13 protein-coding genes are annotated in these 14,658 nt (G+C 65.7%); 6 read left to right on the top strand and 7 right to left on the bottom strand.

What is annotated here, in order from left to right; translation table 11 throughout:
• Position 1 precedes the first annotated feature (1 nt).
• A complete protein-coding gene (locus tag WD184_08940; protein MEX0826858.1) occupies positions 2–907 on the bottom strand; it encodes a diacylglycerol kinase family protein in 906 nt (301 codons plus the stop codon).
• Between the two features lie 56 nt (positions 908–963).
• Between WD184_08940 and WD184_08935 the strand changes: the two genes are divergently transcribed.
• The 3 genes from WD184_08935 (at position 964) to pruA (ending at position 5,174) form a co-directional block, all read left to right on the top strand.
• Positions 964–1,587 (top strand): phosphoribosyltransferase family protein, encoded by a 624-nt coding sequence (locus WD184_08935; GenBank protein MEX0826857.1) that lies wholly within the window; start codon positions 964–966, stop codon positions 1,585–1,587.
• Between the two features lie 620 nt (positions 1,588–2,207).
• Positions 2,208–3,509, top strand: a complete 1,302-nt coding sequence (locus WD184_08930) for an MFS transporter (protein MEX0826856.1) — start codon at positions 2,208–2,210, stop codon at positions 3,507–3,509.
• A gap of 111 nt (positions 3,510–3,620) precedes the next feature.
• Entirely contained in the window at positions 3,621–5,174 is a 1,554-nt protein-coding gene (pruA, locus tag WD184_08925; protein ID MEX0826855.1) for an L-glutamate gamma-semialdehyde dehydrogenase, read from the top strand.
• A gap of 187 nt (positions 5,175–5,361) precedes the next feature.
• Here pruA and WD184_08920 read toward each other — a convergent pair whose 3' ends face one another.
• Complete coding sequence (locus WD184_08920) at positions 5,362–6,399, bottom strand: hypothetical protein (GenBank protein ID MEX0826854.1); 1,038 nt, start codon at positions 6,397–6,399, stop codon at positions 5,362–5,364.
• Positions 6,400–6,523: 124 nt separating this feature from the next.
• On the opposite strand from WD184_08920, the gene WD184_08915 reads away from it, so the two are divergent.
• A complete protein-coding gene (locus tag WD184_08915) occupies positions 6,524–7,426 on the top strand; it encodes an acyl-ACP desaturase (protein ID MEX0826853.1) in 903 nt (300 codons plus the stop codon).
• 13 nt (positions 7,427–7,439) lie between these two features.
• On the opposite strand, the gene WD184_08910 is transcribed toward WD184_08915, so the two are convergent.
• The 5 genes from WD184_08910 to WD184_08890 all read right to left on the bottom strand — a co-directional run bounded on the left by WD184_08910 (position 7,440) and on the right by WD184_08890 (position 11,934).
• Positions 7,440–8,111 carry a hemolysin III family protein gene (locus tag WD184_08910; GenBank protein MEX0826852.1) on the bottom strand — a complete coding sequence of 224 codons (672 nt, stop codon included), beginning with the start codon at positions 8,109–8,111 and terminating at the stop codon, positions 7,440–7,442.
• Positions 8,112–8,226: 115 nt separating this feature from the next.
• Complete coding sequence (locus WD184_08905; GenBank protein ID MEX0826851.1) at positions 8,227–9,006, bottom strand: nucleotidyl transferase AbiEii/AbiGii toxin family protein; 780 nt, start codon at positions 9,004–9,006, stop codon at positions 8,227–8,229.
• Entirely contained in the window at positions 9,003–9,821 is an 819-nt protein-coding gene (locus WD184_08900; protein ID MEX0826850.1) for a type IV toxin-antitoxin system AbiEi family antitoxin, read from the bottom strand. The genes WD184_08905 and WD184_08900 overlap by 4 nt, the downstream gene beginning before the upstream one ends.
• A 210-nt stretch (positions 9,822–10,031) precedes the next feature.
• Positions 10,032–11,039 (bottom strand): GTP 3',8-cyclase MoaA, encoded by a 1,008-nt coding sequence (gene moaA, locus WD184_08895; GenBank protein ID MEX0826849.1) that lies wholly within the window; start codon positions 11,037–11,039, stop codon positions 10,032–10,034.
• Between the two features lie 100 nt (positions 11,040–11,139).
• Positions 11,140–11,934 (bottom strand): lamin tail domain-containing protein, encoded by a 795-nt coding sequence (locus WD184_08890; GenBank protein ID MEX0826848.1) that lies wholly within the window; start codon positions 11,932–11,934, stop codon positions 11,140–11,142.
• A gap of 221 nt (positions 11,935–12,155) precedes the next feature.
• Here WD184_08890 and WD184_08885 point away from each other — a divergent pair, with 221 nt between their 5' ends.
• Positions 12,156–13,676: a FecR domain-containing protein gene (locus WD184_08885; GenBank protein MEX0826847.1), complete on the top strand. Its 1,521-nt coding sequence runs from the start codon at positions 12,156–12,158 to the stop codon at positions 13,674–13,676.
• Between the two features lie 189 nt (positions 13,677–13,865).
• Positions 13,866–14,658 (top strand): FecR family protein (locus WD184_08880; protein ID MEX0826846.1); only part of this gene is annotated, 793 nt, incomplete at its 3' end.

Raw genomic sequence — 14,658 nt, 5'->3', positions numbered from 1 at the left:
ATCAGGCGACGACGAGCAGGCGCGACGGTTCCGGGGTCACCTCGAGCCGGGTGACTTTCCCGATCAGCTCGCCGTCGGCCTCCATCCACTCGGCCGGTTCGGCGTCGACGGTCATGCCTGAGAAGTTGGTCCACACCCGGACCCCGCGGACCCTGTCGACGGGTCGACGGCGGGCCGCTCGAACCACCAGGCTGAGCAGCCGGCCAGCGGTCACCCGGCGGATGCTCACCGCCACCGGCGGCGGCTCGCCCAGGCTGAGGTCGGTTCGACCCAGGTAGGTGAAGTCGTCGTGCACCTGGACGATCGCTGACACCGCATCAGTCGAACGCCCATCGACCGTCACCCGCAGCGTGGGGAGGCGGCGCCGGTAACCGCTGAGCACCGTGCGCACGGTGCTTCGCATGTAGTGGAGGGTGCCGGCACCCACCTTCTTGATCGGCTGCCGTTCGGATTCGCGGATCACCGCGGCATCGAAACCGATGCCGGCGGCGAAGGTGGCGAACCGGGTCGCCGGTCCGTCAGGCCCGATCGTGTCGAGCCGGACCGTCGGCAGGTGACGCGATCCTGTCGATCGGGCGATGGCCTCCGCCGCCAGCCGCGGCTTCGCCGGGAGCCCGAGAATTCGTCGAAGAACATTGGTGGTCCCGGCCGGCACCACCCCCAGCGCAGTGTTCGAGTCGATCAGTCCGTTGGCGACCTGATGGGCGACACCGTCGCCACCCATGGCGACGACGACGTCGTAACCCTCAGCCGCAGCCTCGGCGGCGGCGGCACGCGCCTCGTCGGCCCCGTCGGGCCAGATGGTGGTCACGATGAAGCCGGCCTGAAGGATCAACACCACCTCCCGGTGGAGTGAGGCGGTGAATCCCGAGGCGGCGGGGTTGGCGACCAGGACGAGGCGTCGCATCCGGCGAGCGTACCCCTCTGGCCGGGTGTCTACAGGAGGCCGGTACCCTCGGTCGGGTGAAGCGATACCGCAATCGGATCGAGGCCGGACTGATCCTCGCCGAGCTGCTGTCACACCACGCAGGCGAACGGCCGATCGTGCTGGGTGTCCCCCGCGGGGGTCTGCCGGTGGCTCGGCCCATCGCCGAGGCGCTAGGCGGCGAACTGGGGGTGGTCGTGGCCGGCAAGGTGGGCGCGCCCGGCAACCCGGAGTTCGCCATCGGGGCGGTCGCTCCCGATGGGGTGACCCTCATCGACGAGATAACCGTGAAACGCTTGGGCATCTCCGCGGCCCAACTGACCGCCGCGGTCGAGAAGGCCATGGCGAAGCTCCGGCAGCGAGAGGAGGCTTTCGGGGCCACCGACCTCGAGGTCGAGGGGCGTACCGTGATAGTGGTCGACGACGGAGTGGCCACCGGCGCCACCCTCCAGGCTGCTCTCCGCTATCTGCGCCGCCTCCGCCCTTCGGTTCTGGTGTGCGCCATCCCGGTAGGCCCGCCGTCCACGGTCGCCCGGCTCGGCGTCGAAGTCGACGAGATCGTCTGCCCTCGCCAACCCGAGCGATTCATGGCAGTGGGCGAGTGGTACGAGGAATTCGCCCAGGTGACCGACGACGAGGTAGAGGCGATCCTGGCGGGGTAGGCAGTCCCCAGTCTCCAGTCGCCAGTCTCCAGTCTCCAGCGAGAGCGTCCTCCTCCGCCGTCCTTCGGCGGGGGAGGTGGCATCGCCGTCCTCGGCGGTGACGGAGGGGGCAGCGGACCCTGCGAGCACTCCGGCGACTTTCTCAAGAACGGGTCCAGTCCTTCTCGAAGGGTCAGCTGCCCCCCTCCCCCTTCGGGTACTCCCCCCGGAAGCCGGGGTGAGACGCCGAGCGAGCGAGGCCTCATGTTTCGAGAGCGCGAAAATCGGGGAACCCCTTTCTGTCACACCCTCGTCATACGTTTAGAGACATGAAGAATCAGACCAGGCTCCTGCTCAGCGAACAGACACCGGTCGAGGCGTGGCTAGCTCGACTCGGCTTGAAGGCCATCGAGGTAGGCGCGTGCCCTGTCGCCGATTGCCCTTCCTGCCACCACGACCACGCCCAAGACCAAGCCGCCTGACGCTTCGGCTTGCGACGGCAAGGCGAGCGCCGCGCGTAAGGCCTGCTCCCTGATTCCTGCGTCCTGCTCCCTGCTTCCTGATGGCGGATGGCCCTCTTGCTGAAGGCGGAAGGCCCTCCTGCTGGTGACTGGAGACTGAAGGCTGTCTACCGTCGCCGGGTGCAACCCGCCTGGCGACCCGGACGACTGAGTGTCGCGTCGTGGACGGTCTACGACCTGGCGAACACCATCTTTGCCCTCGGGGTCGGCTCGCTGTTCTTCGCCGAATGGCTCACCGAGAACCAGGGCCGTCTCCCGCAGCTCCCGAGTTGGCTGAGTCGGGGGGATCCCGCCGACCTGGCTCTCACCCTGGCAGTCGACGCGGCGATGATCGTGGTCATCATCCTCGGTCCGTGGATCGGTGCTCGGAGCGACCACCGGGGCAGACGGATCCGATACCTGATCCCGATGACCGTGCTCGCGGTGATCCCCACGTTCTTTCTCGCGTCGGTCGACGTGGTCGGTTCGCTGGTCTTGTTCTCGATCGCCCTGGTCGGGGTCAACCTCGGCTCGGTCGTCTACGACGCGCTGCTTCCCGACGTATCGACTGCGGAGAACGTGGGTCGGGTCTCCGGCGCGGGGATTGCGATCGGATACCTGGGTTCGTTCATCGCGGTCGGGGTGGGCGCTCTGTTGCTCGACTCCGAGGGCCATGCCGCGGTGTTCAAGGTCCTCGCCGTGCTCTTTGCGCTCTTCGCCATCCCCACCTTCCTGTGGGTGCGCGAGCGGCCCCGGCCCCGACGAACAGGGGCGCCCCCTTCTCTCCGATCGAGTGCCCGACGGCTGGTTGCCTCGTGGCGTCTCGCCCGCACCTACGAAGGGGTCACCCGATTTCTGGTCGGCAGGTTCCTCTACACCGATGCGATCAACACCCTGATCGGCGGCTACCTGACGATCTACGCGAGGGAGGAACTGGACTTCACCTCCGGTGAACTGCAGGCGTTGCTGACGGTGGCGATCACCATGGCGATCGTCGGAGGGTACGGCGGGGGCCGCCTGGTGGACCGGCTAGGGCCTCGACGGATACTTCACGGTGTGCTCTACGCGTGGATGGTCGCCATGGTCATCGGAGTGGTGGCGGGCGCCGCCGGCAGCAAGGCACTCGCGTGGCCCCTGGGCGCGCTGGGCGGGCTCGCACTCGGGGCCACTTGGGCAGCCGATCGGGTGTACATGCAGCGGATCTCGCCGCCGAGCCACCTGGGGGAGTTCTACGGCTTGTACGCCACCGTTGGCCGATTCGCCACCCTCCTCGGCCCGCTCACCTGGGGCATCATCGTCACCGTGGCCGGCCTGCCGAGAGAAGTCGCCCTCGCCACCCTCATCCTCTTCCTCATCGCTGGACGAGTAGTCCTGCAAGGAGTAGACGACCACATCCGCGATTGGAGCGACCAGTCAATGGAGCCGATCGTGGATAGTCGATAGCCAGAGAGGTCCATGGCCAGAGTTGGCGTTGCGCGTCGCGCATTGCGTATCGCGGGCCGAGCGGAGCGAGGCCATTTGCGGGCCGAGCGCAGCGAGGCCGATACTGACCCCATGTTCCCGCCCTATTTCCCCGAGGCGTACTCCGACTTCTCCGACCCGGCAAAGAGGGCGGCGTATGAGCTCGCCCTGGCCGGGGTGGCGGCACGATTCGGGGCGTCGTACCCCCTGACCATCGGCGGCGAGGCGGTCGAAACGGGATCGACGATCACCAGCGTGAACCCGGCGCGCCCCGATGAGGTGGTCGGCACCGTCGCCGCCGCCGGGATCGACGAGGCGGGGCAGGCGCTTGGCGCAGCATGGGATGCGTTCCCCGGCTGGGCGTCGTGGTCCGCGGCGGATCGTGCTCGCTGCGGGGTGGCGCTCGCGGAGATCATGCGCCGCCATAAGTACGAGTTGGCCGCCATCGAGACCTTCGAGGCGGGCAAGAACTGGCTCGAGGCCGAGGCTGACGTCGCCGAGGCGATCGACTTCGTCGACTACTACGCCCGGCAGGCGGTGCGTCTCGCCGAGCCGCTGCCGGTGGTGCAGGTGCCTGGCGAGGAGAACGAGTCACACCTGATCCCGATGGGGGCGGGGGTGGCGATCCCGCCGTGGAACTTCCCCTTGGCGATCCTGGTGGGCATGGCAATAGGTCCGGTCCTCGCGGGCAACACCCTCGTGCTCAAGCCGGCGTCGAACACTCCGATCATCGGCGCCCGGTGGATGGAGATGGTCACCGAGGCGGGAATCCCGCCCGGGGTCATCAACTATGTGCCCGGCTCAGGCGGCGAGTTGGGCGACTTCCTCGTCGACCACCCGAAGACGCGATTCATCAACTTCACGGGATCGAAGGAGATTGGGCTACGGATCGCCGAGCGCTCCGCCAAGGTGCACCCGGGCCAGAAGTGGCTCAAGCGGGCCTACATGGAGATGGGCGGCAAGGACGCGATGGTCGTCGACGAGACGGCCGACCTGAAGGCCGCCGCCGCCGATGCGGTCCGGTCGGCCTTTGGGTTCCAGGGCCAGAAGTGCTCGGCGGCTTCTCGGCTGATCCTCGTCGACGCCATCCACGACGAGGTGCTCGACCTCGTGGTGGAAGGTGCAGCGGTGCTGGAGGTCGGGCCCCCGATGGAGAACCTCCCTGTGGGGCCTGTCATCTCCGCCGCCCAGCACAAGGCGATCCTCGGGGAGATCTCCAAGGGCATCAAGGAAGCGGAGGTCGTCGCCGGCGGGGCGGCGATCGACCGGGACGGCGGTTGGTACATCCAGCCGACGGTGTTCGCCGGCGTCGCCCCCGACGCCCGGCTCGCCCAGCACGAGATCTTCGGCCCGGTGCTCTCAGTGATCCGGGCAAGTGACTTTGACGAGGCCCTCGAGATCGCCAACGGCACCGAATTCGGCCTGACCGGCGGCCTCTACTCGAAGGACCGCACCCGGATCGAACGCGCCCGGCGTGAGTTCCATGTGGGCAACCTGTACATCAACCGGAAGATCACCGGCGCCCTGGTGGGGGTGCAGCCCTTCGGGGGATTCAACATGTCAGGCTCCAACGCCAAGGCGGGCGGGCCCGACTACCTCCGCCTGTTCATGGAGATGAAGTCGGCCACCGAGCGGTTGGTGACGTAAGAGCCAGGCCCTCCGCCTTCCGCCTTCCGCCTCCAGCAAGAGGGGGTCCAGGCTTCTTGTGGGGGGTTTGGTCTGGGCGCCCCCCTCCCCAAGGAACCCAGAGGGTTCCCGTACTCCCCCCTCCGGGGGTAGAGACACGATGGCCGCTCGTACGCGTCTGGCTGGTGGCTGTTGGCTGTCGGCCCTCCTACGGGCAGGTGGCGAAGGCCCCGGTGTCGATGATGACCGGCCCGCTGCTCGGTCGATACTCGTAGGTGGCCTCGTCGGTGGAGTTGGTGTCCTCGATGGTCACGTCGGCATCGGCATCGGTGCCGACGGGTCCCCCGATGAACACCCAGTAGTGGTTGTTGACCGAACAGCCGTTCAAGATCTTGATGATGAGGTTGTAGTTGTCCGCATCGAAGAAATAGAAGATGCCGGTGTCATCCTGACTCGTGATCAATCTCACCGGGTCGGTCGCTCCGCCCGTAGCGAATTTCACCTCGACTCGGAATCGGTCCCCGTTCAGGCACACGAGACCGCCGGCAGGCTCACAGATGCCGGGCTGGGCCGGGGGGAAATCGGCGACGGCCCATGCCCCGTCTGCTCCGATCTCGAAATTCTCGCCGCCCAGCACGTTGACGATCAGGCCGGGGCCGAGGTCCGTTACTTCGTCGGGCTCGGCCGGGATCAGCAGGGGCCGCGAGTAGAAGCCCGATTGGAATCCTGCATCGAGCACCTGGAATGCGGGGATGAACGGCGCGTCGGGGAGATCGCCCAGCTCGACGACGATGGTGCGTCCGGTGCGGATCACGATCTCGTCCTCGCCGAAGACGACTTCGGCGCCTTCACAACCGTCGGGCTTGATGTCAACGTGGCCGTTGGCGTACTGCGTCAGAAAGTCGGGGCTCCAAATGGTGAACCCGAGGCAGTCTCCCGGGAACTCGTCGGTGGCGCTGAATATCGCCTTGAGCGGGCTGCCGGTGACGAGGGCCATCGTCACCCCAAGGTCAGGGGCAGAATTGCTGGCGAAGTCCGCCATCTCCAGCGGATAGGGAACTACCGCGACGACTGCAACCGGGCCGCTGTCCGCGGTGGTGGTGGTCGCAGCGGCGGTGGTCGTCGGGGCGCCAGTGGTGGTCGTCTGGGTGCCGGCGGTCGTCCCCGGGGCTCCGGTCGTGGTGCTCGCCCCGCTGCCGCCGCAGGCCGCCAGGGCCAGTGCCAGTACTGCCGCTCTCGCTCGCATCTCCCCCCCGTCCGAGTGGGGGCGAAACCTAGTCCCACCGCCATGGGAGTGCGGTGATCAGCCGTGCCGGCACTAATGTCTTTACGGACGCCTGACCCCGTCCGGGGCGCCGAAGGGGCACACCATGATCGACCAGCAGCAGTCCGAACTGATCGCGTCCGTCGAACCCACGGTCGAGCGCCTCATGGCCGAGCACAAGGAACGCCGCGAGCACTGGTACGCCCACGAGTACGTCCCCTGGGAGAAGGGCCGCAACTTCGTCGCCGAGCCGTGGCAGGAGGCCGACGCTTCTCTCTCGCCCGAGGTTCGTACTTCCCTGGTTCTCAATCTGCTGACCGAAGACAACCTGCCCTATTACCACGCGGAGATCGCCTCCCACATGCCGGAGGGATCCGCCATGGGTCGCTGGACCCACATGTGGACATCCGAGGAGGCCCAGCATTCCATCGCCCTCCGCTCCTACCTTCTGACCTCGCGCAATTGCGACCCGAAACTGCTCGAGGACGACCGCCTGCTCACGATGGAGGCCGGGCACAGCACCGGCTTCCCAGACCCGGCGGCGATCTTCGTGTACACCTCGGCCCAAGAGTTGGCCACCCGGGTGAGCCATCGCAATGCCGGAAAGCTCGCCGACGACGAGGTGGCCTACGGGATCATGGCGCGGATCGCCACCGACGAGAACCACCACTTCCTGTTCTACCGCGGGGTGACCGAGGCTCTACTCGAGGCCGATCCGGAGACCATGCTCGATGCCATGTATCGGGTGTTCACCAACTTCGCGATGCCAGGCATCGTGATCCCCGGGTTCGTGCGGCGGGCCGTAGAAATGGCACGGGCGGGGGTCTACAACCTTCGGATCCACCACGATCGAGTGCTGGTCCCGCTGATCCGTGACTGGGGGATCGAGAACCTCACCGGGCTGTCAGCCCGGGCACGTGAGCTGCAGGAGAAGGTCATCGAGTTCCCGGCGACCGTGCTTCGCAAGGCGGAGATCTTCGAGCGCCGCATGGGGATGGTTGCGACCTAAGGCGGCTCACCCCCTAGACCCCGTAGTTCGACACCCAGCGGGCGATGGCGATGAAGTGCACCGCGGCCGCCGCCACCACCAGCACATGGAACGCCTCGTGGTACGAGAAGACCCTTGGCCACAGCCGGGGTCGTCCCGTCACCAGGAACACCATCCCCACTGTGTAGAGCACGCCGCCCAGACCGATCATCAACAGCGCGGTCCACGGGAGCCGGCTCGACAGCGGTCCGAGGAGAAACACCGCCAGCCAGCCCTGAGTCGTCGACAACGCCACTGAAACCCAATGCCGCGGCGGCTTGGCGATGAACATGTAGAGCGCCCCGATGGCCACGAGGCCCCACTGGAGCCCCAGAATCGTCCATCGGGCCCAGTCCTCGAGGACGATCACCGCGATCGGTGTGAAGGTTCCCGCCACCAACACATAGATCATCGTGTGGTCGAGTTTCTGCATGCGCTTCTTCCACACATGGTCCCAGGGGATCGAGTGGTACAGCGAACTCGTGACGAACAGCGCGACCAGGCTGATCCCGAACGCCAGCAACGACAATTTCCGGGCCACGCCGTCAGGCGCATTGCTGGTGAGGGCGAGGGCTCCGATCAGCGCGGCGAGCGCCGCGGTCCCGTGAAGGAGGCCCCGAACCGGATGAGTCATTTTGCCGATTCGGGCGCGTTCGGACGGATCCACGACATGACGGTAACCGCTTTGGTGACTTTCTCGGCTCATGATCCTTGACTCTTCCACTCGCCGATGTAGGACATCTCCATGGGTGTTGTCGTCGTTTCGCTTCGAAGACTCTCGACTACTCGACCAGAGCAAGGATGTCGGCCACAATGAGTTCAGCTGCAGCGTCGATGTCGTAGCCCGCGGGCCAGGCCCTCACCAGCGGGCGGATGTCCTCGCGGAAGGCTGCTCGTTTCACCTTCTCGCGCAGGTTCAGCTCGGCACGACGTCTGGTGTACCCGTGGGGCCGGTAGGGGCCGAAGGCCTCGACGATCGATGACGCCGGCACGCCGAGCCGGGTCAGGGCTAGCCAGAGATCGAACAGGTCGCGCCCCTTCGAGCGCTGGAACAGAGCTCGAATCTTCGTGGCAATGACCTCATCGAGCATGAACGTGAGCACCTCGGCACCGCCGGTGAACCAGGAGGAGTCCACCTGGAACGGGATCTTGACGGGCGGGCGCGCCGGCGAGCGCTCGAAGGTGTTGACCTCGATCTTGATCCTCATTGGACCTGTCCCGGTTTCATAGTGCGCGCGCAGGAACATCTTGGGGTGCTCGGTGAGCCTCGTTCTCACCTCCATGCCGAGCCGCTTCCCGATCTGAGTAACGGCCCCAGTGAGCTCTCGGATCCCGCCGCTAGTGCTGCGGACGTAGTCGAGGTCCTCGCTGTAGCGCAGCGGCTCGGGGGCGTGGAGCTTGTGCATGCAGGTGCCACCTCGGAACACCAGTTCGTTGCCGAGGTAGTCGTCGTTGGCTATCTCGACGATGAGACGGGAGAGCAGCAGGTCTTGCTCGATCTGCTCGACGGTGGGCCACGGCACCGTGGTGCCCCATGCCGTGATCGCCGCTCGGGGGATCACGACGACTCTTCGTCCGGGTACTCGGCGATGATGACGTTCCAGCGCCGATCAAGCGTCCCAGATCGCCCATAGCCCGGATCGAGGGCCGTGGGTGTAGTCCGCGTGGACGCCAGGGGCAACAGCGGCTCAGTGTCCGCGGCCACGTTGACCTGCGCAGCCATGTAGTCGAGGAGCCACCCAGTTCGCTGAACAACGGAGGCCGGGTAGTCGCCGGCGACCTCGGCAAGACGAGGAACATCGACAACCTTCTCGGCCAGCATCTCTCCGATGATGGTGGCAACGTTGAACAAGGCTCCGCTCGCCTGGGGGAAGGACACGAGATCGAGAATGGTGGTTTCTCGAGTGGAGACACGCATCGTGCCGGTCGGGGTGTTGACGGCATCCACGGGACGATCCGAGGTGCGAACGGAGGTGATGAACTCGATACGGACCCGCCCGAACACCCGATCACGCAGCCGCGTTGGCGTCATCACCTGAAATACCTGAGGATGCTGATGGGCGAACCCGTACACCTCAGCCGCCGACAGCAAACAGACGTAGTAGTCGTGGCCGAGGTGACGCATCATCGGATCGACGAAATGGGCTGCCGGAACAGCACCCCAAGAGCGGAACTCGGGCGGGATGGCAACATACAATCCCTTCGTCGGGCTGAACAGGTGTCCTCGTCGGCGCGACTGGGCCAGCGAAGGCGCCACATGGGGTTTCGGGATGCTGAGCAGCTTGGCGGCCTCGCTTGTGGTCACCCAATGCCGACCACGGGCCAACAACCAGTCGGCTAGGTCGCGCGATCCAGGCGGCGTTCCCATGTCAGTCATGTACCGATACTAACCAGAACCTTTAGATTCGGTACATGACCGACGGACATTTCGCCCGGTGTCAGGCATCGGCATCTGGGGCAAGATCGATGGGCTCACTCACTTTGACTTGGTCTGCAGCGACACCATCCTGGGGCTTCCCGCTGAATCCTCGCGGAACGCCGGCCACCGCCTGACGCGTTCGCCCTGGTCCGAGCCATAGAGCCGCTCCTACCCGCCGATGTAGGACATCTCGACTTTCTGCCAGCCGCTGGTCGACTCAGACCTGATCTCCGAATAGCGGTCGCTGCGGGCCGTCCATACGCCGGCGATCGCGCTGTGTAGATCCTCGTCGGAAGCCCCTCCCCGCATCAGCGCCCGTAGGTCGTGGCCGCCGGTGGCGAACAGGCAGGTGAACAGGGACCCTTCCGCCGAGAGCCGGGCCCTGGTACAGGATCCGCAGAACGGTTGGGTGACGGAGGCGATCACCCCGAACTCGCCCGAACCGTCGAGGTAGCGGAAGCGGTTGGCGACCTCTCCCGGGTAGTTGGAAGCGATCGGCTCGAAGGGGGCATCGGCGGCGATCGCCTGTTGGACCTCGGCGCTGGGTACCACGTCGTCCATGCGCCAGCCGTTCGTGTGGCCGACATCCATGTATTCGATGAACCGGACGATCCGTCCCGTCCCCCGGAAATGCCGGGCGATGTCGACGACCTCGTGATCATTGACACCTCGCTTGACCACCACGTTCACCTTCACCGGACCCAGGCCATGCGCCTCGGCGGCGTCCATGCCGGCGAGGACCCTTGCCACGGGAAACCCGACGTCGTTCATCGCCATGAAAGTGGCGTCCTCGAGCGAGTCCAGGCTCACGGTCACCCGGTCGAGTCCGGCGGCCGCCAGGGCCTCCGCCTTGCGCTCCAGCAACGAGCCGTTGGTGGTGAGCGTGAGATCCTCGACGCCGGGCACTTCGGCGAGCATGCCCACCAGCGTCTCGATGTCACGGCGTAGCAGCGGCTCGCCGCCGGTGAGCCGCACCTTGCGGACCCCCAACCCTGTGAACACCCGGGTGACCCGAACGATCTCCTCGAAGGAGAGCAGCAGGTCGCGGGCGAGGAACTCGTAGTCGCGGCCGAACACTTCCTTCGGCATGCAATAGGTGCATCGGAAGTTGCACCGATCCGTCACCGAGATCCGTAGATCCCGGAGCGGCCGTCCCAGAGTGTCGATGGGCTCCATCCCGAGGGACGGTAGTTGGAGTAGCAAGTAGCGAGAATCAAGCAGCAAGAAAGGGTCACACTTCTCTTCTTGCTACTTGCTACTTGCTACTTGATTCTTGCTACCCCTCGTATCGCCAACGGTCGTCTACGTTTCCGTAGGCGTCCAGCAGCATTGCCATGTCGCCGTCGTTGTTCCAGACGGGGCCATTGGCGCACCAGTAGAGCTCGCCGCTCCCGTCCTGTCCGCAGCCCGAGCGGATGATCACCCGGTCGCCCGTGCCGAGCACGAACCCGTCGGGGAAGCGGAAGCGGTGGGTGGACGACTCGTCGCGGATCCACCATCCCCCGAGGTCGGCTTCGGGCCCTTCATTGGAGACCACGGCGAATTCGCCGTTCTGGTTCTCGTCGTCGGGTCCGGGCGCGTCGAAGGACACCTCTGAGATGTGAACCTCGAGCGTGGCCGCGGGTCCGCATGCGGTCGGCGACCACAGCCCCAGCCGATCCTCGAAGGCGGCTTGCTCGGCAGCGGCGAAGTCGGGGTGCTCCGTTGCCAGGGCGATCGCCGCCCCCGCCTCCACCAACGCCAGGTTGATGTGTCGCCCGCCCGAATGAAGGTGGGCGAGGGTCCGTCCGAATTGGTCCGCACCGTCCTCGACGAGCGTGATCTCGTCCTCGAGCAGGTTCTGGAGGGCCGTGCGGGCTTCGTCGGCCCAACACTCGTCGACCTCCGGCGCGTTGATTCCCAGCAGTCGGACCTCCGTCGTCGCGCCGTCGACGACCACTCTCACCGAGTCGCCATCGAGCACCGCGGCAACTCTTGCGGAACGTCCCTCCGGTGTGGTCGGATCGGCGTCGACTGTTGGCGCACTGCATGCCGCGACGACGATCAGGACCGCTACCAGCGTCTTGAGCATCGTCCGACGCTAATAAACCTCTCCGATCGCTAAAGGAATCGCGCGGCGCTTGCCGATAGCGCACCCAGTCGGCGACAATGCCGGAGTAGACGAAGGAGCCACCCATAGGTCGTCAGGCCACCCACGGAATCCGCAATCTCCACCTTCTGGGGATCGCGTTCATCCTCGTCCTGGCTGCCTGCGGGGGATCGAGCGGCGATCCCGACGTGCAGGTGGCCACGTTGCGCGTCTTTGCCGGCAGCGTCGAGGTGGGGACCGACGGCCAGTTCGCGGCCGGTTCCGACGGACAGACGATTTCTGAAGGCGACACGGTGCGCACGGGTGCCGATGGGCGTGCCGCGATCGAGTACTTCGACGGGTCGGTGACCCGGCTCGACCACAACACCAATTTCACGATCGTGACTCTGCAGATACTGGACAACGACCAGGGGTCGACGGTCATCGAAGGCGACCAGGAATCCGGCAACACCTACAACCGGGTCACCGAACTGACCGATTCCGAGAGCCGCTTCGCGGTCGAAACCCCGACGGCGGTGGCCTCGGTGCAGGGAACGATCTACGCCGTCATCTTCAATGCCGACGGGTCGATCACCATCGCGGTGCTCGAGGGTTCAGTGGTGGTCACTTCAGGTGACGACGAGATCGAGGTGCCGGCGGGCTTCATGGTGACGATCGCCGCCGACGGCACCATCGGCGAGTTGGAGCCGATTCCCGACGAATTCTTGGGCAGTGATTGGATCCTGTTCAACCAATGTGACCTCGATGGACTGTCTGGTTGTGAGGAACCGCCCACCACAACCACCACGACTGTTCCTGCGACGACCACCACCGCGGCTACCACCACCACGGTGGCACCGACCACGACCACGACTACGAACCCGCCACCCCCACCGACCACGACTTCGACGACCGCGGCGACCACCACCACGACGATGGCCCCCACGACCACCACCACGACGATGCCGCCGATCTCCTACATCGTGATAGCGCCCGCGGAATTCACCATCGAAGCCGGCGAGTCCCGGAAGTACACCGCGGGGGCCTTCGATGCCGGGGACAACTTCCTGGGATTCGTGGATGCCGACTATGTCGCGTATCCGTTCTTCGGGGAGGGTCAGGGCGAGATCTTCGTTGCAAGTGGCGTTCCGCTGGCGGCGGCCTTCGGCGAAATCCAGCTCGGAGAGCCTTGCGACGGCGACTTCTGCGGCCCCACCACCGCCGGCATGTACGAGATCGTCGGCACCTACGAGGGCCACCAAGACTCGGCGTTCCTCGAGGTCGTGCCTGGCCCTGCGGAGGACATCGAGTTGTATCCGGAAGCAGTCAACGATCTTCCTTATTGCGAATCGCAATTCTTCAACGGCTTCATTGTCGATGACTACGGGAACGTGGTCGATACCAATCAGGACGTGACCTTCGCCGATGTCGACGAGGGAACCGATGACAACATCCTCTACGACGAGACCGGGCCGACCTTCGGGGCCAACGGGGGCGAGTTCGCGACAGAGATCTTCGGGAATATCGTCGGTCCCGTGCAATTGCAGGTGACCAGCGAGGACCTGGTGTCGAACATCGTCCCGTTCGATGTCGTGGAGGGGGGCTGCAACCTCGACGGGGCGGTCCCGCTGCGGCTGCCCGGTGGTGGTCCCGGCGGACCGGGCGTCGGCATCGTGCTCCTCGCGATCGCCGGCCTGGTGGCGGTGGGTTGGGCTTCGCGTCGCCGCCACGGGCTCGCCACCTGATTTCGAGATTTCGCGTTACTAATCCCTAGGAACCTGCCATAATCGCTCCTTCAAGGAGGGGCGGCGTTGCGCGGGGAAAGCACTCGTCTGGTTCGGCTTGTTCGATTCGCCAGTACGGCGCTGCTCGCCGTATTGCTCCTCTCCGCGTGCTTTGGCGGTGGGGGTGGGGACTCGGCGCCTACGGCAACCTTGAGGGTCTTCTCGGGCACCGTCGAAGTGAGCGTTGATGACACCACCTTCTCTGCGGGGTCTGAGGGCCAGATTCTCACCGAGGGTTCGACTGTGCGGACGGCTGCCGACGGCCGCGCCGCCATCGAATGGTTCGACGGTTCGGTGACCCGCCTCGACCACGACACCACTTTCAAGATCGTGACGATGGCGATCCTTGACAATGACGAGCAGTCGAAGGTGATCGAGGCCGAGCAGACCTCGGGCAACACCTACAACCGCGTCACCGAACTCACCGACGCGGCCAGCCGGTTCGACATCGAGACCCCGACCGCCACCGCGTCGGTTCAGGGAACGGTCTATGCAGTGATCCTCAACCCTGACGGGTCCACCACGGTCGCTGTGATCGAAGGCTCGGTAGGCGTGGGCGATACCGAAGTACCCGAAGGCTTCATGGTGACCATCGACGAGGATGGGAATGTCAGCGATCCCGTGCCGATTCCGGATGACCTGATCGATGACGAATGGATCGTCTACAACTGTGAACTCGACCAGGGTCCGCATTGCCCGGATGACGCGTCGACCACCACCACCACGGTGTTGGGCCCCGAGGAGCCGACGACAACTACGACTGTCGCCGCGACCACGACCACCGTGGCCGTGACGACCACTACCTCGGGCGGCGGGTCCGTCACAACCGCGGCTCCAACCACCACGACAACCATCTCAGGCCCGGACGAGCCGCCTACGACGACGACCACGGTGGCCCCAACGACGACCACGGTGGCCCCAACGACGACCACGGTGGCCCCAA

This window comes from Acidimicrobiia bacterium (assembly GCA_040878325.1).
In the GTDB taxonomy this organism is placed as follows: Bacteria; Actinomycetota; Acidimicrobiia; order Spongiisociales; family UBA11373; genus JAUYIV01.
This window is presented reverse-complemented; position numbering and strand designations above follow the sequence as displayed.

Coding starts and splice junctions, on each gene's coding strand:
- WD184_08940 (MEX0826858.1), bottom strand. CDS start 907: ATGCGACGCCTCGTCCTGGTCGCCAACCCCGCCGCCTCGGGATTCACC.
- WD184_08890 (MEX0826848.1), bottom strand. CDS start 11,934: ATGCTCAAGACGCTGGTAGCGGTCCTGATCGTCGTCGCGGCATGCAGT.
- WD184_08920 (MEX0826854.1), bottom strand. CDS start 6,399: ATGCGAGCGAGAGCGGCAGTACTGGCACTGGCCCTGGCGGCCTGCGGC.
- pruA (MEX0826855.1), top strand. CDS start 3,621: ATGTTCCCGCCCTATTTCCCCGAGGCGTACTCCGACTTCTCCGACCCG.
- WD184_08915 (MEX0826853.1), top strand. CDS start 6,524: ATGATCGACCAGCAGCAGTCCGAACTGATCGCGTCCGTCGAACCCACG.
- moaA (MEX0826849.1), bottom strand. CDS start 11,039: ATGGAGCCCATCGACACTCTGGGACGGCCGCTCCGGGATCTACGGATC.
- WD184_08900 (MEX0826850.1), bottom strand. CDS start 9,821: ATGACTGACATGGGAACGCCGCCTGGATCGCGCGACCTAGCCGACTGG.